At 65.6% G+C, this 20,977-nt stretch carries 17 protein-coding genes; 13 read left to right on the top strand and 4 right to left on the bottom strand.

The annotated features are described in order from the left end of the window. Positions 1-79 precede the first annotated feature (79 nt). Positions 80-652 (top strand): GtrA family protein, encoded by a 573-nt coding sequence (locus BMF89_RS04750; RefSeq protein ID WP_078105928.1) that lies wholly within the window; start codon positions 80-82, stop codon positions 650-652. Here the strand turns inward: BMF89_RS04750 and BMF89_RS04745 are convergent. Beyond that, entirely contained in the window at positions 639-1,337 is a 699-nt protein-coding gene (locus BMF89_RS04745; protein WP_078105927.1) for a TIGR03089 family protein, read from the bottom strand. The genes BMF89_RS04750 and BMF89_RS04745 overlap by 14 nt on opposite strands. Positions 1,338-1,701: 364 nt before the next feature. Here BMF89_RS04745 and BMF89_RS22350 point away from each other — a divergent pair, with 364 nt between their 5' ends. From BMF89_RS22350 to BMF89_RS04730, 3 genes are read left to right on the top strand one after another with little or no spacing between them, the layout of a single operon-like run. Further along, the gene (locus BMF89_RS22350) at positions 1,702-2,247 is read left to right on the top strand and encodes a WhiB family transcriptional regulator (RefSeq protein WP_078105926.1); all 546 of its coding nucleotides are present in this window, start codon (positions 1,702-1,704) and stop codon (positions 2,245-2,247) included. After that, a complete protein-coding gene (locus BMF89_RS04735) occupies positions 2,247-5,582 on the top strand; it encodes a glycosyltransferase family 2 protein (protein ID WP_078105925.1) in 3,336 nt (1,111 codons plus the stop codon). Before BMF89_RS22350 ends, BMF89_RS04735 begins: the two co-directional genes overlap by 1 nt. Beyond that, positions 5,575-7,254, top strand: a complete 1,680-nt coding sequence (locus BMF89_RS04730) for a DUF5719 family protein (RefSeq protein ID WP_078105924.1) — start codon at positions 5,575-5,577, stop codon at positions 7,252-7,254. The genes BMF89_RS04735 and BMF89_RS04730 overlap by 8 nt, the downstream gene beginning before the upstream one ends. Here the strand turns inward: BMF89_RS04730 and BMF89_RS04725 are convergent. Further along, positions 7,248-7,766: a metallopeptidase family protein gene (locus BMF89_RS04725; RefSeq protein WP_078105923.1), complete on the bottom strand. Its 519-nt coding sequence runs from the start codon at positions 7,764-7,766 to the stop codon at positions 7,248-7,250. The two genes, BMF89_RS04730 and BMF89_RS04725, sit on opposite strands and share 7 nt — an antisense overlap. A gap of 97 nt (positions 7,767-7,863) precedes the next feature. Here BMF89_RS04725 and BMF89_RS04720 point away from each other — a divergent pair, with 97 nt between their 5' ends. The 5 genes from BMF89_RS04720 to BMF89_RS04700 all read left to right on the top strand — a co-directional run bounded on the left by BMF89_RS04720 (position 7,864) and on the right by BMF89_RS04700 (position 12,998). Beyond that, positions 7,864-8,241 carry a DUF3499 domain-containing protein gene (locus tag BMF89_RS04720; RefSeq protein ID WP_171983396.1) on the top strand — a complete coding sequence of 126 codons (378 nt, stop codon included), beginning with the start codon at positions 7,864-7,866 and terminating at the stop codon, positions 8,239-8,241. A 180-nt stretch (positions 8,242-8,421) separates the two neighbouring features. Beyond that, positions 8,422-8,661 (top strand): hypothetical protein, encoded by a 240-nt coding sequence (locus BMF89_RS04715; RefSeq protein ID WP_078105921.1) that lies wholly within the window; start codon positions 8,422-8,424, stop codon positions 8,659-8,661. A 42-nt stretch (positions 8,662-8,703) separates the two neighbouring features. Further along, positions 8,704-10,197 carry an adenosylhomocysteinase gene (ahcY, locus tag BMF89_RS04710; protein ID WP_078105920.1) on the top strand — a complete coding sequence of 498 codons (1,494 nt, stop codon included), beginning with the start codon at positions 8,704-8,706 and terminating at the stop codon, positions 10,195-10,197. A 120-nt stretch (positions 10,198-10,317) separates the two neighbouring features. After that, a complete protein-coding gene (locus tag BMF89_RS04705; RefSeq protein WP_078105919.1) occupies positions 10,318-11,649 on the top strand; it encodes an Ig-like domain-containing protein in 1,332 nt (443 codons plus the stop codon). 116 nt (positions 11,650-11,765) lie between these two features. Beyond that, positions 11,766-12,998, top strand: a complete 1,233-nt coding sequence (locus BMF89_RS04700) for an Ig-like domain-containing protein (RefSeq protein WP_253190705.1) — start codon at positions 11,766-11,768, stop codon at positions 12,996-12,998. A 64-nt stretch (positions 12,999-13,062) separates the two neighbouring features. Here BMF89_RS04700 and BMF89_RS04695 read toward each other — a convergent pair whose 3' ends face one another. Continuing rightward, on the bottom strand, positions 13,063-13,863 hold the full coding sequence (locus BMF89_RS04695) for an RDD family protein (RefSeq protein WP_078105917.1): 801 nt from the start codon (positions 13,861-13,863) through the stop codon (positions 13,063-13,065). 139 nt (positions 13,864-14,002) lie between these two features. Between BMF89_RS04695 and BMF89_RS04690 the strand changes: the two genes are divergently transcribed. Together BMF89_RS04690 and BMF89_RS04685 are read left to right on the top strand one after the other, a co-directional pair. Next, complete coding sequence (locus BMF89_RS04690) at positions 14,003-14,995, top strand: stage II sporulation protein M (protein ID WP_216353785.1); 993 nt, start codon at positions 14,003-14,005, stop codon at positions 14,993-14,995. Between the two features lie 146 nt (positions 14,996-15,141). After that, positions 15,142-16,257: a TIGR01906 family membrane protein gene (locus BMF89_RS04685; RefSeq protein ID WP_253190704.1), complete on the top strand. Its 1,116-nt coding sequence runs from the start codon at positions 15,142-15,144 to the stop codon at positions 16,255-16,257. A 95-nt stretch (positions 16,258-16,352) separates the two neighbouring features. Here the strand turns inward: BMF89_RS04685 and BMF89_RS04680 are convergent, their stop codons facing one another. Continuing rightward, positions 16,353-17,999 (bottom strand): phospholipid carrier-dependent glycosyltransferase, encoded by a 1,647-nt coding sequence (locus BMF89_RS04680; protein WP_078105915.1) that lies wholly within the window; start codon positions 17,997-17,999, stop codon positions 16,353-16,355. Between the two features lie 149 nt (positions 18,000-18,148). On the opposite strand from BMF89_RS04680, the gene rsmI reads away from it, so the two are divergent. Continuing rightward, complete coding sequence (gene rsmI / locus BMF89_RS04675) at positions 18,149-18,991, top strand: 16S rRNA (cytidine(1402)-2'-O)-methyltransferase (RefSeq protein WP_078105943.1); 843 nt, start codon at positions 18,149-18,151, stop codon at positions 18,989-18,991. A gap of 209 nt (positions 18,992-19,200) precedes the next feature. Then, on the top strand, positions 19,201-20,682 hold the full coding sequence (locus BMF89_RS04670; RefSeq protein ID WP_078105914.1) for an NAD-dependent succinate-semialdehyde dehydrogenase: 1,482 nt from the start codon (positions 19,201-19,203) through the stop codon (positions 20,680-20,682). Positions 20,683-20,977 lie beyond the last annotated feature (295 nt).

Below are 20,977 nucleotides of genomic sequence, written 5' to 3'. Positions count from 1 at the left end.
ATTCGGCAAGCTCCAAGGAATCGGAGCTAAAATAGAGCCTCGGCCCATCGGCCCCCTAGAACAACGGCCATGGAGGGTCATGATCAACACACTTGCAGATCGCATGCGCGGGCTCGCCTCGCTCTTTTGGCGCGAAGTAGCGAAGTTCGGCGCTGTCGGCGGTGTTGCGTTCGTCATAGATAACGGCTTGACCTACTATCTCATGCACGGCCCGATGTCCGACAGTGAGGCCAAAGCCCGTTTCGTCGGCGCCACCGTGGCCACCGTGTTCTCCTGGGTCGCCAACCGTTTCTGGACCTTCCGCCACCGCCGCCAGGCGAACGTGGTGCGCGAGTTCGTGATGTTCATCGTCATCAACGGCATTGGGATCGGTATCTCCACCGGCCTGACCGCCATCGCGAAATACGGCATGAACATCCAGGACAAGAACGTCCTTTTCGCAGCCGGGGTTGTCGGCATCCTCGTGGCCACCGTGGTGCGCTTCTTCGCCTACCGCTTCCTGGTGTTCAACAAGGAGCTCGACGAAGAAGAAGCCTTCTCGCATGACCACGAGATCATCGAGGCCCACCACAGGGCCAGGGCCAAGGCCATGCATGCCGCCGGCTCCGAGGCTGGCTCCGACGAAGGCGAAGACGCAGTCAAGCGCCGCTGACGCGCTCGTTCTCCAGCAGGTGCCGGGTGACATCAACGTCCGGGTGCACCAGGACCACTGAACCGTCCTTGTTCCATGCGCCGAGGGCGTCCGCGAGGGCCGACTCCAAGCCATCGGCCGCGCGGACCAGCAGCCGTACGCCGGGGTCATGGTCCTTGGCGAAGCCGTCCAGCAATTCGCCGTGCGAGTGCCCGGTTTCAGGGCGGCGCAGGGCCGGCAGTGCCGCGTCGGGTTCGGCGTGCGCCATAAATACGTCGCCGTGGGAGCGGACTTCGGCCGCGTAGTCCACGACGCCGACCGGCAGTTCTCCCGGCCAGCGCATCGCGAGTGCCGCGAGCGGCACGGCGACCACGGCGTCGAAGCCGGCTCCCGTGCCGGCGTCGGGGGTGTCCGTGACAAGCAGGTCCGCGCTGCCGCCGTCGAGCACGAGTTCCATGCCCAGCTGCCATCCGGCCAGCGCCCACACGAGGGACTTCCAATGGGCCGGCAGGTCCAGGCGAAGGCTCATGCCCGGTTCGGCGTCGAACTCGTCCTGGAGCAGGTTGCTGGTCTTGGCCACCCAATTGTCCAGGACCCGCCCAGAGAGTTCCACCCGTTCGGCGTCCGGTCCGTACCAGGTCAGGCGGGGGGATGTGGCGTGTCCGGAACGCAGGGCTGCCATCAGGTTCATCGCGGGGGTGCTCATGGCTACATCTTGCCACGGGGCGTCAGATCAGGTCCCGGGGCGTGTGAATTGCGCCACATGGAGCTGCGGGACGGCGAGGGTGCGGCGCTCGAAGGATCAAACGATTTCCCTGAAATTCAATGAAAATACATCTTAAGTGATGCAAAGCTTCCGTTTTCCGCCATGGCGCGCGGGCGGGGCGAAAAAATACCGGGCGTGGCGCGGCGCTGGTTAGTGCGGAAAGTTGATTATTATCCCGGCGCGGCTTGACGGCTTGGTAGTTACACGCGTGTAATTAGATATCGAACGCCGCTGCGGGAGTATCGGGTACATAACCGAGTACCGAATGAGCACGGCAGCAGCTGCAAAAATCAGGAGGGACGCCATGGGGCAAGCGTTGCGTATCCAGGAAGATGCAGTCGTCGCGGATTATGCGTCGGTGAAATACCGGTCGCGCGAAGTTCCGGGGGATTGGTATGTTGACCCGGCGGATCCGCAGGCGGCCGACCGCTATATCGAGGCCACTCGGGAGTCGCTGGAAGATGAGGCAACAGCCCTTCTTGCTGCGCACGAGGCTCTCGTGGGGGGCGCGCCGGTAGATCCGGAGGACGATCTCGATGATCCTCCCATGGAGCTGCGCCGTCCGCTCGACAATCCGGCCCAGCCGGTGTGGATCGGACTTCCGGGCCAAGGTGATTTCGACGATGAAGGCGAACTTGGCTGGCAGACGGACGCCTTGTGCGCCCAGACGGACCCGGAGGCGTTCTTCCCCGAGAAGGGCGGCTCCACGCGGGATGCCAAAAAGGTATGCGGTGCGTGCAATGTCCGTTCGCAGTGCCTTGAATACGCACTCGCCAACGATGAACGTTTTGGTATCTGGGGCGGGCTCTCCGAGCGTGAACGCCGCAGGCTGAGGAAGCGAGCGGTCTGATTCTCAAGGCAGTACACGTTACCGCCGTCGTCGTCTCGCACGACGGCGGTAACTATCTCCCCAGAACCCTGGCGGCTCTGCTGGACCAGACGCGTCCGGCAGATGCCGCCATTGGCATTGATACGGGCTCCCGCGACAAGTCCGCAGCGTTGCTGCAGCGGGCCCTCGGCGCGGCCAACGTCACCAGCACAGGCGAACACAAAGTAGGTTTCGGTGCTGCCGTCCTGGCTGGCCTGGCCCGTTCTGCCCCTTCGCGGGAGCCGGGAGCCGTTGAATGGATCTGGTTGTTGCACGACGACGCCGCTCCGGCCCCCGACGCACTCGCCGAGCTGCTTCAGGCAGTCGAGCGCGCGCCGTCGGTCACAGTGGCCGGTTGCAAGCAATTGGCCTGGGACGCGGAGCGCAGGCTCATCGACGCCGGTCTTTCCACGAGCCGCTGGGCCGAGCGTCTGACGCTCATTGAAGCCGACGAGCTCGACCAAGGCCAGTACGACGGGCGCACGGACACTTTCGCGGTGAATTCCGCGGGCATGTTGATCCGCCGCGACGCCTGGGAGCAACTGGGCGGCTTCGACCCCGCGTTTCCCGGCGTGGGAGACGACGTCGATTTCTGCTGGCGCAACTGGCTTGCGGGCAACAGGGTTGTCGTGGTCCCGGCCGCGCGCATGTTCCATGTCGAGCATCGTCCCCACGGCCTTGCGACACCCGCCGCCGCCCGCAAGAGCCAGATCCATTTGAGGCTTACCCATGCTTCGCCGTGGAAGGTTCCCCTGCATGCGCTCGGCGCGTTGCTCGGAAGCATGGTGAGGCTCGTCGTGAGCATCCTGGTCAAAGAGCCCGGTTACGGAATTTCCCAGCTCGGCGCCACCATCGCGGCCCTTGGCCGTCCCCGGGCGATTTGGCGGTCCAGGCAGAACGCCGCCCGGACGCGACGTGTACGCCGCTCGATGGTCAAGGGCCTGCAGACCCCGCGCCGCGAGGTCCGGGCCCACCGCCGCTCCCTCATCGAGGCGATTGGCGCCGACGAATTCCAGGAGACGGATTCCCTCGCTCCTGAACCGAGCGGCGACGCCGGCGACGATTTCGTGGCCCTCGCGACGAACGAGCGGGGTTGGATCGGAACGGGCGCAGTGGCCGCCGGATTTGTTGCGCTGGCCGCCTCCATCGTGGGGCTGCTGGGGCTCCTGGGGGCCAGCGCGGTGACCGGCGGCGGCCTCTTGCCGTTGTCCGCCGCCGGTGACATTTGGCGGTCCGCGTCCAGTTGGTGGATCAACTTGGGGGCAGGTTTGCCCGGGCACGGTGATCCGTTCGCCTACATCCTGTGGCTTGTTTCATTGCTCGGGGGAGGAGACTCCAGCACAGCCATCGTGTGGCTGTTGTTGCTGGCCATGCCGCTGTCCGGCCTGGGCGCCTGGTTTGCGGCGGGCGCCATGACCACGCTGCGCCGATACCGTTTCATTGCGGCTCTGATCTGGGCCGGAGCACCGGCCCTCCAGGTCGCACTGAACCAGGGACGGGCCGGCGCCCTCCTGGCACACGTGGCGATACCCCTGCTGGTGCTGGCCCTCTTCCGGGCCACTGGATCTGCGCTCGGGCGCGACGCGGCGTTGAATAGCCACCGGGTCCAACCCGCCGGCTACGCCGCAACGAAGCCGTTCCCCGGCAAGCCGGGCGTCAACGGCACTCCGTCGTGGACGGCTGCTGCCGCGGCCGGCCTGGCGCTGGCGGTGGTGACGGCCTCAGCGCCGTCCCTGCTGCTTCCGTTGGTAGTCCTCATTGTTTTTTGCGGCATCGCCTTGGGGAGGCGCGGGCGGACCATTTGGTGGTCGCTGCTTCCGAGCGCCGCGCTCTTTGCGCCGTATGTCATCTCGGTCCTGGAACGACCCCGCGCCATGCTGGCCGATCCAGGCCTCCCGCTGGGGTTCCAAGCGGCACCGCTGTGGCAGCAACTGCTTGGCCAACCCTTGAAATTCGACGTCAACGGCGGATTGGCCGGGTTGGCGCCGTTCGGCCCGTCGGGTATTCCGTGGGCTCTGGCGCTTGCCCTGCTGCTCGGTGCGCCGGTCCTCCTCTTGTCCATTGCCGCACTCTTTGTTCCCGGAAAACGGTCACGCATCGCACGTTTCCTCTGGGCCGGGGCCCTTGTGCTCCTCGCCTGGTCATGGCTCGCCCAACACGTGGCAACCGGAGTGGACGGCAACCTGCTCGTGGCTCCTTTCACGGGCCCGGCAGTTTCCGCCGCGGGCTTCGCGTTCCTCGGAGCGGCGTTGATCGGCGCTGAAAACCTCTTCCAGCTGAAGGTCAAGGCAGAGGGCGGCCGCCCGGTCCAGCGCGCGGCAGTACGGATCGTCTCCGCCGTCGCAACGCTCCTCCTCATTGCCGGGCCCTTGGCCAGCATGGGCCTGTGGGCAACCCAGAATGCCCTGGCCGGCGCAGGCACTTCGCCTTCGGCCAGCGGCGCGCTTGGCACGCCGCGGCTTGTCCAGCCGTCCGGGCAGGGCACGTTGCCTGCCACCGCCGTCGACCACGGCCAAGGCCCGGAACAGACACGGACGCTGGTCATCACCGCGGATGACAGTGGTGGCTACACGTCCTCACTTATGCGCGGCGCCGGAACTACCTTGGATTCGCTCTCCACTGTTGCTGCCGCACGTTCCATCGTCGGATCACCCGGACAGGAACGCCTGGTGGCCGACGACGACGCCACCGCGTCCATCCGTAACGCCGTAGCCACGATTGTCGCGGGAACGGGCGTGGACCCCCGGCCCGGCCTTGAGCAGCTTGGTGCCGGATTCGTGGTTCTGAAGTCGTCCGACACGGCTGCACAGTTGACCGCCAACCGGATCGATTCCGTTCCCGGCCTGGTCGCCGTGGGCAAGACCGATTCCGGCTGGCTGTGGCGGGTCACGCCGCTCAACCAGGCCGCTGCAGCCGACGCCGAGACGGCGCACCGTGTCAGGGTGGTGGACGCCAAGGGTGCCGTTGTTGCCCTCTTGCCATCCCTCGGGACGTCTTCCGTCGGCAGCATCCCGGCAGGCACGGACGGACGCCAGGTAGTGCTCGCCGAGCGGGCGGACTCCGGCTGGAGCGCTTGGTTGGATGGGCGTCGACTGACCCCGACGACGTCGGGATGGGCGCAAGCGTTCACCTTGCCGCCCGCAGGCGGCCAGATCGAGATCCGCTACACCACCGTCTGGGAGCCTTGGCTCAGCATCCTGCAGGCCGTGGTCATTGGATTGACCGTCCTGCTGGCCATCCCCATGCCCGCCCGCAGGCCGAAGGCGGGCCTCCTGAAGGAACAAAACTCTCTCCGTAAGGAGTACAGCAGTGTCTGACAACCAAGGCCCGGCACCCGAGGCCGGCGCGGGGTCGCGGAGGCGCGGCCAGCGCAAAGCCGAGAACCGGAACAAAGCCCAGAGCCGGAACAAAGGCCAGAACAAGAACAAAGCTGTTGTGTTGGGAGCGCTTTCCGCAACGCTGCTCCTTGCCGCAGGGGCCGGGATGGTGTCGGCAGCATCCATCGTGCCGTCCCCGGCAGGGAACAAAACCCTGGACATGTCCCTCGCGGATGTCCCGGCAGGAAAGACAACCGCGGTGTGCCCGGCACCTCCCCGCCTCGCCGAAGGAACCCCGGCGGGCACCGACACCCAGTTCAATCCTGTTTCACGCTCGGCAAAGAGCTTCCTCGATGCGGTGGTCCTCAGTGACGCCACCGGATCCGTTCCAGGGAGCAACCTCGCCGCGCTCGGTGGCTCCGCGATCGCCGGCATCGCCAAACCCCCTGCTGCCGCGCAGCCGCCGGCGTCAGGACCTCCCGTCCTGAATGCCGGCGTCGTGGCACAGAGGCCCGTGGGCGACGTCACTGTGGTGGACGCCGATCCCATCAGCGGGCAGCAGGCCGCGGTAGCGGGCTTGATGAGCTACACCGCGGGCGACGGCGATCTCCGCGGACTGGCGGCGGCGCCCTGCCAACAGCCGGTCAACGATGCATGGCTCCTGGGCGCCAACACCGCGCTGGGGCGGACGGCGGTTTTGAACATCAGCAATGCCTCGGGCACGCCGGCCACCGTCAATCTTGACTTGTTCGGCGCCCGTGGCCAGATCCAAGCCCCGGATAGCCGTGGCTTGCTGGTTTCGCCCGGAACTACCCGTTCCATCAACTTGGCCGGACTGGCCCCGAACGAGGGTCAGCTCTCCGTCCATCTGCGCAGCGGTGGAGGCCCCGTCGCGGCAACCATCCAGCAAAGCGTCCTTCGTGGCCTCACGGCCGGTGGCGTCGAACTCATTACTCCCGGTGCCGGCGTCGCCGATTCCCAGGTCATGACCGGGGTGGACATCCAGGACCCGGCCGCCGTGAAGTCGCTCGCGGACAAGCCCGGGTTTGCCGACGTCGTTCCTGCCTTGCAGATCACCGTCCCGGGTCCCGTCGACGCCGTGGTGGATGTGCGGTTGTTCGGGCCGAACGGCCAGCGCGCGTTGCCCGGCGGGGGAGCAGTGACCGCCAAAGCGGGTTCGGTCACCGAAGTACCGCTCACGGGCGTCCCGGCCGGCATGTACACCGTGAGCGCCACCTCGGATGTTTCCTTCGCCGCGTCCTCACGCGTGACGCGGGGACTGAAGTCCGCGGATCCTGTTGATTTCGCCTGGTCTCCGGCCGCGGTCCGGCTCGGAAGCCAGCACATGGTGGCAGTACCTCAAGGCGGCACCCGCTTCCTGAGCTTCGGTGTGCCGACGGGCCGTGCGACGGTCAGTTACACGCCCGTCACCTCGGACGGCAAGGTGCACAAAACGGAAACCGTGGACATCGCCGGGGGGACCACTTCGGTCATCGGCGTTCCGGACAAGTCCGACGGCGCGGCGGTTTCGGGCTACATCGTGTCGGCGTCAGGGGACGCGGCCTACGGCGCGCTCGTGCTGGGCCAGGGCGATCAGCCCGGGATTTCGGTCCTGACCATCCAGGACGGCGCTGCCGGCCACGAAAAAGTACAGGTCACCCTGGGTTACTGATAACGACGGCGGTACACGGGATCCAGGGTCTCCGGCGGCACTCCGAGCATCTCGGCGGTGTACTCGACGACCACGTCGTGCACCAGGTCCTGCAGGTCCTCGCGGCCGCCGGTGGTGTGCTCGACGACGCGCCGATAGAGCGTGATGACGGGTCCAGCACCGTGGGCCGCCGGGGTGTAGGAACCCAGCGGTGCCGCGGTTCCCTCGGCCACCAGTTGTTCAAGGTTCGGCGGGATCTCTTCGACGGCGAACGCGACGCCGTCGAGCCGTTTGCCCCACATATCCTGCAGCCGTTCCGCGGAATCGAGCACAAGGTCGTCGAACCTCTCGGCACGCGTCCGGTAGCCCGGAAGGTTGGGCAGGATGATTTCGCCCCGCAATCCCCGCCCGTGGCGGTTCCTGCGGCGCTCCCTGAAGCCGCGTACGGACGAGCCCGCCGTCGTCGTTTCCTGGCTGTCCCCGGTGTCGGACAAATGGACCGTAAAGCCCGGAACGTGGTGCTGTGACTGCATATATCGACTTTAGACCCGTGATTCGGCCAACGCGACATAATGCCCGCAAAGGGGCAATGCACCGTGCCGCGGCGAAGTGCGGCTAATCTGGGATGTTGTGGGTGCAATTCGTCAGTGTTCCAGATCAGCCTGCCGCCAATCCGCGGTGGCCACTTTGACGTACGTCTACGCCGAATCCACGGCGGTGCTTGGTCCCTTGGCTACGTATGCCGAGCCGCACTCCTACGACCTGTGCGCGCAGCATGCGGAGTCGTTGACCGTACCGAGGGGTTGGGAAGTCATGCGGCTGGCCATGCCGTCCTCCCCGCCCCAACCCGGACCGGACGATCTCCTTGCCCTGGCCAACGCCGTGCGCGAGGCCGCATCGGCCCCGGCGCCCGCACCCGAGCTTCGCAGCGTCCGCACCCCTTTTGACGGGCCGGCCCCTGTGGAGGGAACCAGGCGCCACCTGCGCATCCTGCGCGATCCCTCCTGAACCGCGATCCCTCCTGAAGTCCGGCGCGACGGGAACTGCCCGTCGTCCGACGCAGTGTGTCGCTGTTCCCGCGGGACGGGCTTTTGTGACAACGTGCCCAGCGCCGCCGGGTTGTACTCTGGAAGCTGCCATATCTGTCCATAGCGGCGTCCGTGAGATGCCATCCAGGGAGCTTCAACCATGCCAAAGGTCAGTCCTGAATTGTTGTCCATCCTGCGGTGCCCTGTCACCGGGTCCCCGCTGGAACAGGACGGCGATGATCTCGTCTCGACGGCCGCGGCCCCCTCGGGTGAAAAGGTCCGCTATGCCATCCAGGACGGCATCCCGTTGCTGCTGCCGCCGGAGCTGCTGGCAGCCGCCAACGCCGCGGCCTCGGACCAACACGACGCAGGACTGCACGACGGTCTCCGGCACGCCTGAGCTCCACCTGACCTGACCATTCGGTACTTCCAAAGGACTTCCATGACTTTCGACTACAAGGTTGCAGACATCTCCCTGGCTGAAGCCGGACGCCACCAGATCCGCCTCGCCGAGCACGAAATGCCGGGCCTCATGTCGCTCCGCGCCGAATTCGGTCCGAGCCAGCCGCTCAAGGGTGCGCGCATTGCGGGATCCCTGCACATGACCGTGCAGACCGCGGTGCTCATCGAGACGTTGACAGCCCTCGGCGCCGAGGTCCGCTGGGCCTCCTGCAACATCTTCTCCACGCAGGACGAGGCCGCTGCCGCCGTCGTGGTCGGCCAGGGAACCGTCGAGGATCCGCAGGGTGTCCCCGTGTTCGCGTGGAAGGGCGAGACCCTCGACGAATACTGGTGGACCGCCGAGCAGATCCTCAGCTGGCCGGGCGCGGACGCCAACCCGGAGCTCGGCCCCAACATGATCCTCGACGACGGCGGCGACGCAACGTTGCTGGTCCACAAGGGCGTCGAGTTCGAAGCTGCGGGTGCGGTTCCGGCCGCGACGGAAAGCGACCCGGAAGAGTATGCACTCGTCCTCGACGTGCTGCGGAAGAGCCTCGCCGCCGACCCGAAGAAGTGGACCCGCGTCGCCGCCGGCATCCGTGGCGTGAGCGAGGAAACCACCACGGGCGTGCACCGTCTCTACCAGCTCGCCGAACAGGGCAAGCTCCTGTTCCCGGCGATCAATGTCAACGACTCGGTGACCAAGAGCAAATTCGACAACAAATACGGTATCCGCCACTCACTGCCTGACGGCATCAACCGCGCCACGGATGTCCTCATGGGCGGCAAGGTCGCCGTCGTCTGCGGCTATGGCGACGTCGGCAAGGGCGCGGCCGAGGCGCTCCGTGGCCAGGGCTCGCGCGTGATCGTGACGGAGATCGATCCCATCTGCGCTCTCCAGGCAGCCATGGACGGCTACCAGGTGGCCAAGCTGGACTCGGTGGTGGAACAGGGTGACATCTTCGTCACGACGACCGGCAACAAGGACGTCATCATGGCCTCCGACATGCTCCGGATGAAGAACAAGGCGATCGTGGGCAACATCGGCCACTTCGATAACGAGATCGACATGGCCGGACTGGCGAAGGTCCCCGGCGTCAAGAAGGTCGAAATCAAGCCGCAGGTGCACGAGTGGGTGTTCGCCGCGGCCGACGGCCGCGAAGAGCGATCGATCATTGTGCTTTCCGAAGGCCGCCTCCTGAACCTCGGCAACGCGACCGGCCACCCCTCGTTCGTCATGAGCAACTCCTTCGCCAACCAGACGATCGCGCAGATCGAGCTGTGGACCAAGAAGGACCAGACTGGCTCTGGCCCAGGGGCCGAGCGCGAATATTCGAACCAGGTCTACGTGCTGCCCAAGATCCTCGACGAGAAGGTCGCCCGGCTGCACCTGGATGCCTTGGGCGTGGAACTGACCGAACTCAGCAAGGAACAGGCGGAATACCTGGACCTTGACGTCGCCGGTCCGTACAAGCCGGAGCACTACCGGTACTGAGAACACCGGCTGGGAGCAAGCCCGCGGGCGCGCTCCCAGCCAATATCAAGCCGCGCCGTTTAGGATGCGGTTGTGGGGCGTGGGTTTTTTTGGGGGGCGTGAGTTTTGGAGAAAACAGGAATGGGTCTTAATCCCGACGGCGAGCAAGCGGACACTTTCGAGCATGTGGACGCTGCGCGGCTCTTCGACAATGAACAGGGCAGCGGCAACGCCGGTCTCTTGGACACTGCGCCAACGAAGCGAAGCAGGTTCCGGAAGGTCGCCTGGATCGTGGTGGTCTGCCTCATCGCCGCGCTCAGCGGCACATTCGCGGCAGTGGCCCCGCACGCGGCGAGTGCGGCAATCGAATCCGAGGGGTCATCAGGCGAACGCAGCGAACCGGCAGCCGTGTTGCCCGTCGTGAAGCCTGCCACGGTGGTCGCCTCGCCTGCGAGCGGTGCCAAGCAAGTGAACCCGGCTGCTCCCGTCACGATCAGCGTCAAGGACGGAACGCTGGACAGGGTCTCCTTGACGAGTTCCCAGGGAAAGACCGTCGATGGTGCGTTGACTCCGGATGGACTGAGCTGGACTGCCTCCACGCCCCTCGAGTTCAACTCCTCCTACACCTTCAACTACACGGTTGCGGATTCTGTCGGCCGAGCAACGTCGAAGACCGGATCGTTCACGACGGTATCCACCCAGAACGAGGCAGACGCCGCCATGTACCCCCTGGACGGGTCCAAGGTAGGCGTGGCGCAGCCCCTCCAGCTCACGTTCAGTGAACCCGTGGTCAACAAAGCCGCAGTCGAGAAGGCCATCAAGGTCACGTCCACCTCAGGCCAGGCCGGGGCCTTCCACTGGTTCAGCGACACCATGGTGCGCTACCGCCCGGAGAACTTCTGGGCGGCGAACAGTACCGTCACCGTGGACCTCAAGCTGTTCGGGGTGGACTTCGGCAACGGCCAGATCGGCAACTTCAACAAGACCAACACGTTCAAGATCGGCGACAAGAAGGTGGCGGTTGCCGACGCAGTTGCCCACACGTTCACGGTCAGCGTCAACGACCAGCAGGTGGGCCAGTGGCAGGACACCATGGGCGACACCAGGTTCCCTTCCGCGCGCGGCTACCTGGTGCTCATGGAGAAGTACCGGGTGGAGCACATGGATGCCTCCACGATCGGCCTCAAGCCGGGGGATCCGGCCTACTACGGACAGCTTGACGTCAACTACGCCACGCGCCTGACACCCAGCGGCGAGTTCATCCACCAGGCCACCGACTCGGCGTTGCCGTACATCGGCGTCACGAACCTGTCCCACGGTTGCATCGGTCTGGGACCTGACGGGGCGAAATGGGTGTTCGACAACATGACCACCGGAGACGTCGTCCAAGTGGTCAATACGCAGGGTGACTACGCCAACTTCGACGACGGTTTCGGCGACTGGAACATCCCCTGGGCCCAATACGCCAACTAGGCAGTATGCCAACCGACGGCGCCCTCCGGGCACCGTCCAGGACGCATCGGCACCCCCGGTAGACTGGGCGGGTCAGTCTTGGGGGCTGGCTTTCTGCCGGGGGATGTGGGGTTGCTGTGGGGACGCAAAGGAAACGCAAGACCGGGAAGATTCTCGGAATCATCGGAATGTGTGCCGGCGTTGCGGCCGGAGGACTCGGTGTTGCAACCGCCCCTGATTGGCAGCAAACAGCGGTTGAATCGGAAGCGGGAACGCCCCAGCGTACCGACGCCGGGCTCGGATCCGCAGTGGTGGCGGCAGTGGAGTTGGGAATCACGCCCCTTGACGGTGCCCGCGAAGTGAATCCCGCCGTCGGGCCTTCCGTGAAGGCGGTGCACGGCACCCTGAAAGACGTTGAACTGCTGCCGGCCGCGGGTGGCAAAGCCGTCAAGGGAACCATCAGCGCCGACGGCAGCACGTGGTCCACGCTGGATCCCCTGGAGTTCAACACCGAATACCGCTACGGGTTTACCGTTGTTGACGGCGCGGGCCGGGAAACCCGGAAGACCCAGTCCTTCACCACGGTATCCACGGCCAACGAGGCCAATGCGCTGGTGTTCCCCCGCGATGGCTCCATCATGGGTTCAGGGCAGCCCATCGAAATCAACTTCAGCGAGCCCGTGGCGGATAAAGCCGCCATGGAAGAGGCCGTGAAGATCAGTGTTTCCTCGGGCCAGGAAGTGGCCTGGCGCTGGTACTCGGACCGCAAAGTGCGGATCCGCCCTGAAGCATTCTGGGCGGCCGACACGAGGGTCACCGTGGACATGCCCTTGTTCGGCAGGGACTTCGGCAGCGGAATGATCGGCAATTCCAACGTCAGGTCCACGTTCACGACCGGTCCGCAGCGGATAGCGGTCGTGGATGACGCCACCAAGGCCATGAAAGTGTATTTCGACGGCGCGCTCGTCAAGACTGCTCCTGTCACCCTCGGAAGCCCGGACTGGCTTTCGCCCACCGGCTACGCCGTGATCATGGAGCAGGAACGCCATTCCAAGTTCAATGCGGGCAGCATCGGCCTCAAACCCGGTGACAAGGGCTATTACGCGCCGCTCGTCGTCGAGCACGCCAACCGGCTCACGAACTCAGGGGTGTATGTGCACCAAGCGCTGCCCTCGGCGTACGGGGCCGTTGGCGTGGACAACGTCTCGCACGGCTGTGTTGGCCTGCTCCCTGACGACGCAGCCTGGTTCTTCAATAACATGCGGACAGGGGACGTGGTGCAGGTCCTGAACACCGGCGCCCCCGCAGTGGAACCGCTTGAAGGCTTCGGCGACTGGAACATTGACTGGGCAAGCTACGCAAAGCGCTGAGCGCTTCCGGGACGTCGCGCAGATGGCCCGACGGCGGTGCGCACCGTGGGTGCGCGCGTCTGGACTAGCCCGTGAACGGGAGCTTGTTGAGCCGGTCCCCGACGACGGCGCTGCGTTGTTCTGCGCGGCGCAGCCGTTCCAGGTCCCGGTTTCGCCGCTCGCCCAGTACTGCGTGCAAGTAGCCCTCCGGCGTTGTTCCGGGCGGGGGAGGCGGGGCGACGTACGCCGCCAGTTCCGTTGCAAGGGCTGCCGCCAGGCTGGCGCGCGAGTGCGGAGCCATCCGGGAAGCCTGCTGGATGAACTGCGAAGCCCGCCGCGCCGTGCCGTCCGGAACCCTGCCGATGTCCGCGAGTCCCACCCACGCCTGCAAGTACGGAGGCGCGTAGGCAAGGATTTTGGGTTCGGAAGGAACGCGCTGCCGGAGCGAATACGTACCGGCCACAACGTCTCCCAGCCTCTTCGACTTGCCGTTGAACAGCGCGACGGCGATCGCCAATCCGCCGAACGTCGCGTAGATCTCCAGGAAACCAATCAACCCGCGGATCACCGCGTGCCGGAAACGGATGGATCCGCCGTCGTCGCGCACGATCCGGAGCCCCGTGGCCAGTTTGCCCAGCGAGCGGCCGCGGCTCAGCGTTTCCACCGCAACGGGGACGACCACGAGGCAAAGCACCACGCTGGACAAGGCCATGGCACGGCCCGCTGCCGCGTCCACATCCGGCGCCACCATACCGAGCAGGAACAACAGGCCAAGCAACAAAACAACCTGAACCAGGACGTCGAGCATAAGCCCGAGAGCCCTTGCCCCGAATGACGCCGGCCGCAGTTCGAGGACCACGGCCTCGCCGGTAATGATCGAACTCAAGCCCGCCCCCAAGCCTTGCCACGATGTCGGCAGGACCGGACGGCTCCCGCTGGATCGAGTCTAGCGGCGGCAACGGCCGTGGAGCAGGGTTTGCTGGGATGTGGGACTGTTTGGGGAAGGTTGGGATTAGGGTGGAGCCGTGGACATGGATGCCTTCTCTGTCGTGAACGGGACCAAATGGTCCCGTTTGCATGAGCTCGCGCACAAACGGCGCCTCGACGGCGGCGAAGCCGACGAGCTCCTGCGTTTGTACCAAGTGGTGTCATCACACTTGTCCCTCATTCGATCCGTGGCCCCGGAAAGCGCACTCTCGGCGTCCTTGTCGGCGGCCCTCGCGCAGGCCCGAACCCGCTTCACCGGGGCGAGATCGAACTTCATGGAAGACCTCGCCCGCTTTTTCGTGGTCTCCCTGCCGGCCGCGTTCTACCGCTTGCGGTGGCTCACGGTTGGGTGCGGGACGTTCTTCTGCCTTGTTGCCGCGGCCTACGCGCTCTGGATCGGAACGTCCCCGGACGCTCTGCGGGCCCTGGGAAGCAGCGATGCCGTGAAGCAATACGTCGACCATGACTTCGTCGGCTACTACTCCGAGAACCCTGCTGCGTCCTTCGCCGGCGCCGTCTGGACGAACAATGCATGGATCGGCGCGCAGGCCGTGGCCCTGGGCATCACCGGATTCTGGGTGCCGTACACGCTGTTCGCAAATGCACAGGGGCTGGGGATTGCTGCGGGTGTGTTTGCAGCCACCGGCAAGATGGACGTGTTTTTCAGCTACATCCTGCCGCACGGCCTCATGGAGCTGACAGCCGTGTTCATCGCCTCCGCGGGCGGACTCCGCATATTCTGGGCCATGGTTGCCCCGGGACCGCGGCGCAGGATGCAGGCAGTGGCGGAAGAGGGGCGCTCCCTGATCACGGTGGCACTTGGCTTGGTGCTTGTCCTGTTCGTTTCGGGACTCGTCGAGGCCTTTGTGACGCCCAGCCCGCTTCCAGTGTGGGCCAAGATCCTGATCGGTTCGCTCGTTCTCGCGGCATACTGGGTCTATGCCTTGGTTCTGGGCGGACGGGCATTCCGCGCCGGCGCCACAGGCGACCTGGACGCAAACGACGCCGGTTACCGTGAGATAGCCGCCTGACGGCGCCCGGGTACGGCCGCAATCCGACGTCCGCCGGGGTGGCTCATCGTCTCTCCGCGAGGGCTGACGGTAGGCTCGAAGGCAGAGAAGATTGCCAGCGGACCGTTCCTGCTCCGGCATGTGAATCCTACGGAAGTGAAATCCAAGTGACCGAGAAGAGCCCGATCCCCAACGACCCGGACACGGATATCCACGACGGCGGCGATGAGCCGGCCTTCGAATGGATGAAGCCCGCCCCCAAGTCCACGGCCGCTGACGCGCGCCCGGCAGGTGCTGCTGACGCGCCCCGGGACTCTTCGAAGCGGGCGCCGAAGGAAGGAAATGCGCTGGCCGAGCCCCTGGCAGGACAACAGCCGGAGAGCCGGGCCGACCGCAAAGCCGCAGAGGCTGCGGAGGCCGGGCCGGAACCGGCCCTCTTCGCAGAGCCGCTGCCGACGTCGGCCCTTCAGGTCCGTCCCCCGGAAGCCGAGGTGGAACGCCGCAACCACGAGCGGGAGCAGGCTGCCAACGCCAAGCCGCTGGCGCCGCGCATTTTCCAGGTCCTGCTGGCTGTCTTCTACCCCGTGGTCCTGCTGATACTCGCAATCCGCGCCGTGGCGAGCCCGCTGTTCCTGTGGGTGGAGTATTACCGGCCGGGATTCCCCGGCGACGGCTACGGCTTCAACGCCGATGACCGCATGACCTATGGTTCCTATGCGGTGGACTACCTGACCAACTGGTCCGGGCCGCGATACTTGGGCGAGCTCGTCAACCAGAACGGCGAGAAGCTGTTCAAGGAGGGCGAAGTTGCCCACATGGCCGACGTCAAGACCGTGATTCTCTCCGCATTCGGTGCCGGTGCCCTCATGATCATCATTGGCATCATCGCAATGATCTATCTGCGCAAGCGGAGCACCGGCGGGATCCGCCGCGGACTGTTTGCCGGTTCGATCGTCACCTTGGTGCTCATCATCGGACTGGGCACGCTAGCGGCCTTGGGCTGGCAGCAGTTCTTCACGGACTTCCACCACATCTTCTTCGCCAACGGCACCTGGACCTTTGCGCTCGACGACACGTTGATCCGCTTGTTCCCGGGGCAGTACTGGATGGACTCGGGAATCGCGATCGGCGCTTTGGTCTTCCTCACGGCACTGCTGACCCTCATCTTTACCTGGCCTACCCGCCGTCGTCGCGGACTTCCTCCCAGGAATGAAGCCGCTGCGGAAGACGCCGCGAACACTGACGCGGAGGCACCCGTGGAAACCGGCGTACCGGAGAAGTAACACATCGCCAACAACGAAAGAAGCGGCCCGCCCGGGAATTTCCAATCCCGGGCGGGCCGCTCCTTTGTGTGTGCCCGCCCTTCGGAGCAGCCCCCTTAGATCCAGGAAGGCATCCACATGCGTATGTGCCAGTCCTGGTAGCTGATCACTTCCGCCGTCCAGACCGGATAGAAGAACGCCGACAACAGCACGGCAAGGACAACCACAAGGCCCACCAGGTACAGGCCGGACCGGCGGCGCCATGGAGGAGCGTCACTCCTGCCCAGCACCAGGCCCAACCCATAGACGAGGGCCAGGACCAGGAAAGGCTCGAAGGAGAGCGCATAGAAGTAGAACATGGTGCGCTCCGGGTACATGAACCAGGGCAGGTACCCCGCGGCGACGCCCGCCAGGATGGCCCCGGCCCGCCAGTCGCGGCGTCCCGCCCACCAGAACAGGACCACAAACAGCGCGATCGTGGCACCCCACCAGACCACGGGGTTGCCGACGGACAGAATTGCCGAGGTGCAGTTGGGTAGGTCGCAGCCGGGCGTTCCCGGCTTGGGGGACTCGTAGTAGAACGACGTGGGCCGCCCCATGACGAGCCAGGTCCATGGACTGGCCGAATACGGGTGCGGCGAGCTGAGGCCCTGGTGGAAGTTGTAGGCCTGCACATGGTAATAGGCAAGGGAACGCAACGGCCCTGGAATCCAGCCCCAGGTGTCGGAGGGATTCGTGTCCGCCCAGTGCCGGTAATAGGCGTCCTTGGAGAGGAACCAGCCGGTCCACGTCGACAAATACACGGCACCGGCCACCGGGATCATGGTGAGGAATGCGGGAATGCCGTCCTTGATGATTCCTGCGCTGGGCCAGCTCCGGATGCCCGCGATGCGCCGGGCGCTCATGTCCCAGAAGACGGTCATCAGGCCGAAACCGGCAACGAAGAACAGGGCCGACCACTTCGTGCCGACTGCCAAGCCGAGGCAGACGCCGGCCGCCAGCCGCCACCACCGGAATCCGAGCCACGGGCCGGAGGCGAGGTGCAACGCCGTCGGCCGTCCGTCCTTGGAAGCGGCTGCCAGCGCGGCAAGCCGTGCCGCCAGGCGCCGCCGGCCGTCGTCGCGATCCATCAGCAAGGCACCAAAGGCTGCGAGCAGCCAAAACATCAGGAAGATGTCCAGCAGGGACGTCCGCGACATGACCAGGTGGTGGCCGTCGACGGCGAGCAGCAGCCCCGCGACCGCGCCCAGGATGTGGGAACGGAACAGTTTCAAGGCGATCAAGGCGATCAGGAAGATGGAGAGGGTGCCCGTCAGGGCAGCGGAGAACCGCCAGCCGAAGGAGTTGTCCGAACCGAAGAGCCACATCCCGAAGGCGATCATCCATTTCCCCACCGGGGGATGGACCACGTACTCGGGGGAGTTGAGCAGCACGTTGGGGTTGCCCGCATTGAAGGCGTCGTTGGCCTTGTCCGGCCAGCTGCGCTCGTATCCGCTGACCAGGAGCGAGTAGGCATCCTTGACGTAGTAGGTCTCGTCGAAGACCAGGCTGTGCGGATCATCGAGGCGGACGAAACGCAGGATTCCGCCGATCACGGCCGTGATCGTGGGGATCAGCCAGAACCACAGCCTCAACGACGGCGGATAATCCCGCCAGCTTTGGATGCTGCCAATGAGCCGCGTCCGCAGGGCCTCGGCTGTAAAAGCCTCCCGGGGCCGTATCAACCAGGTTTGCGGGGCGGGGCGCACGGAGGTATCGGTCACTCAGCCCATGCTACCTTTCGGCTCCGGTAGCTCACTGAAAGCCGCAGCCGGGGCATTAGGCTTGTTGGGTGACTGAACAGCTGAGCTCCCCGGATGAAACCACCGTTCCCGACCCGGCGGAGCCCCTCGAGGAGCAGGCTCTTCCCGCGCTGCCCGACGGCGTAGGCCGGATCGTGCTGGCCGCCACCCCCATCGGCAACGTCGGCGATGCCTCCAGCCGGCTCATCGAGTTGTTGCAGACGGCCGACATCGTCGCCGCGGAAGACACCCGGCGCCTGCACCGGCTGGTCCAGTCGCTCGGCATCACCGTGTCCGGCCGCGTCATCAGCTACCACGAGCACAACGAGGCCGCCAAGACCGAGGAACTGCTGGATCACGTGCGGGCCGGCAAGACAATCATCATGGTGAGCGACGCTGGCATGCCCGCAGTGTCCGACCCCGGCTTCCGCCTCGTGGAGGGAGCCGTGGCGGCCGGGCTCTTCGTCACAGCCTTCCCGGGCCCGTCCGCCGTCTTGACGGCGCTGGCGCTCTCGGGGCTGCCCACGGACCGTTTCTGTTTCGAGGGATTCCTGCCGCGCAAAGCCGGAGAACGCAGCTCCCGGCTTGCGGACCTCGCCGACGAACGGCGGACGATGGTGTTTTTCGAGGCGCCGCACCGGCTTGAGCCCATGCTCCGCGCCCTGCACGAGCGGTTCGGCTCTGACCGCCGCATCGCGGTCTGCCGTGAATTGACGAAGACCTACGAGGAGGTCATCAGGGGAACCGTCCGGGAATTGCTGGAGTGGGCCGAGAACAACGAGGTCCGCGGCGAGATCGCCGTCGTCGTGGCCGGCGCACCCGAACAGGCGCCAGGCAAGCCTGAAGACCATGTTGCCGCGGTCAATGAACTCATTGCACAAGGCATCAGGCTCAAGGAAGCCGTGGCGGCGGTGGCCGAGGAGGCCCGCATCAGCAAGCGCGAGCTCTACTCTGCTGTGCTCGCGGCGCGTTAAGGCCGTGCTCGCGGCGCGGTAGTGCCGTGCTGGCGGGTGCGGTGGCTTCCGCCTCAACCGGGCTGTGCAATTGCACAAACTCTTGCTCCCGCGGCAGTGCGCGAAGGCGTAGACACTGCTTCGCGGCGGGCAGTACCGTGACAGTAATTCCACAATAATCAAGTGTTGGCGCATCCCTACAAGCTGCGCTGACTGACGAAGGAGTCACTGTGACTGTTACCGCCGATCGCGAAAGCGAACTTCTCGCCTCCGTTCCCACGGGGCTGCTCATCAACGGCCAGTGGCTGCCTGCGGCATCCGGCAAGACGTTCGACGTCGAGGATCCCTCCACCGGCAAGGTGCTCGTGAGCATTTCCGACGCCGGAGTGGAAGACGGCGCCGCGGCGATGGACGCCGCCTCAGCCGCCCAGGCCTCCTGGGCACGTACGGCTCCCCGCGAGCGTGGCGAAATCCTGCGCCGCGCGTTCGAGCTGGTCACGGCACGCGCAGAAGACTTCGCGCTGCTCATGACCTTGGAAATGGGCAAGCCCTTGGCCGAAGCCCGCGGCGAAGTAGCTTATGGTGCCGAGTTCCTGCGCTGGTTCTCCGAGGAAGCCGTCCGCGTCAGCGGCCGCTATTCCGCGGCTCCGGACGGCAAGAACCGCATCCTGGTCCAGAAGAAGCCCGTTGGTCCCTGCCTGCTGATCACCCCGTGGAACTTCCCGTTGGCCATGGCTACCCGCAAGATCGCCCCCGCGGTGGCTGCCGGCTGCACCATGGTCCTCAAGCCCGCCAACCTGACCCCGCTGACCAGCCTGCTCTTCGCGCAGGTCATGCAGGAAGCCGGCCTCCCGGCAGGTGTGCTCAACGTCATCCAGACCTCCACGGCAGGCGCAGTCACCGGGCCCCTCATCAAGGACGACCGCCTGCGCAAGATCTCCTTCACGGGCTCCACCGCCGTCGGGCAGTCCCTCATGCGCGAAGCCGCGGACAAGGTCCTGCGCAGCTCCATGGAGCTCGGCGGCAACGCGCCGTTCGTGGTCTTCGAGGACGCTGACTTGGACAAGGCCGTCGAAGGCGCCGTCGCGGCCAAGATGCGCAACATGGGCGAGGCTTGCACCGCAGCCAACCGCTTCATTGTGCACGACTCCATCGCTGACGCCTTCGCCGACAAGTTCGCTGCCAAGATCTCGGCACTCAACACCGCGCGCGGCACCGAGCCGGACTCAACGGTCGGCCCGCTGATCGACGGCAAGGCCCGCAACGGGGTGCATGCACTCGTGTCCGACGCCGTCGCCAACGGCGCGATCGCCGTCACCGGCGGCGCCCCGGTGGACGGCCCGGGCTACTTCTACCAGCCCACCGTGCTCAAGAACGTGTCCGCGGACGCCCGCATCCTGAAGGAAGAGATCTTCGGACCTGTTGCGCCGATCATCACGTTCAAGAGCGAAGACGAGGCAATCAACCTGGCCAACAACACCGAGTACGGGCTGGTCGCCTATGTCTACACCAAGGACCTGAACCGTGGACTGCGCGTCAGCGAAAGGATCGAGACCGGCATGCTCGGCCTCAACGCCGGCGTCATCTCCAACGCCGCAGCACCGTTCGGCGGCGTGAAGCAGTCCGGGCTGGGCCGTGAAGGCGGATTCGAAGGCATCGAGGAATACCTCACCACGCAGTACGTCGGCATCGCGGATCCGTACGCCGACTAGTAGAACTTCGGCGGACCTCTCGCAACGGGGAACTGCCGTTGAGTGAAGGGCAGGGCACTGGAACATTTGGGTTCCGGTGCCCTGCCTTTGCCGTTCCAAGCCCAACTGACTCGCATTTGTTGTCGTTTTCGAGGCCCATAACGACATCTAATGCGAGTTAGCGGATGAGCGCCGCTGGTGCGCCGTGGGCCGGGAAAGTATGCGTCTGGCTCACCAAGACTCTGGCTCTCTCCGGGCGGCTCGGTGATCATGGAGGTGTTCGTCTCGGTGAACGCCGACCCAACTTGGTGCCTTG

The organism is Arthrobacter sp. SRS-W-1-2016 (assembly GCF_002009585.1).
GTDB classification, from domain to species: Bacteria; Actinomycetota; Actinomycetes; order Actinomycetales; family Micrococcaceae; genus Arthrobacter; species Arthrobacter bambusae_A.
Note: the sequence above shows the minus strand (reverse complement) of the source record. Positions and strands in the feature narration are given on the sequence as shown.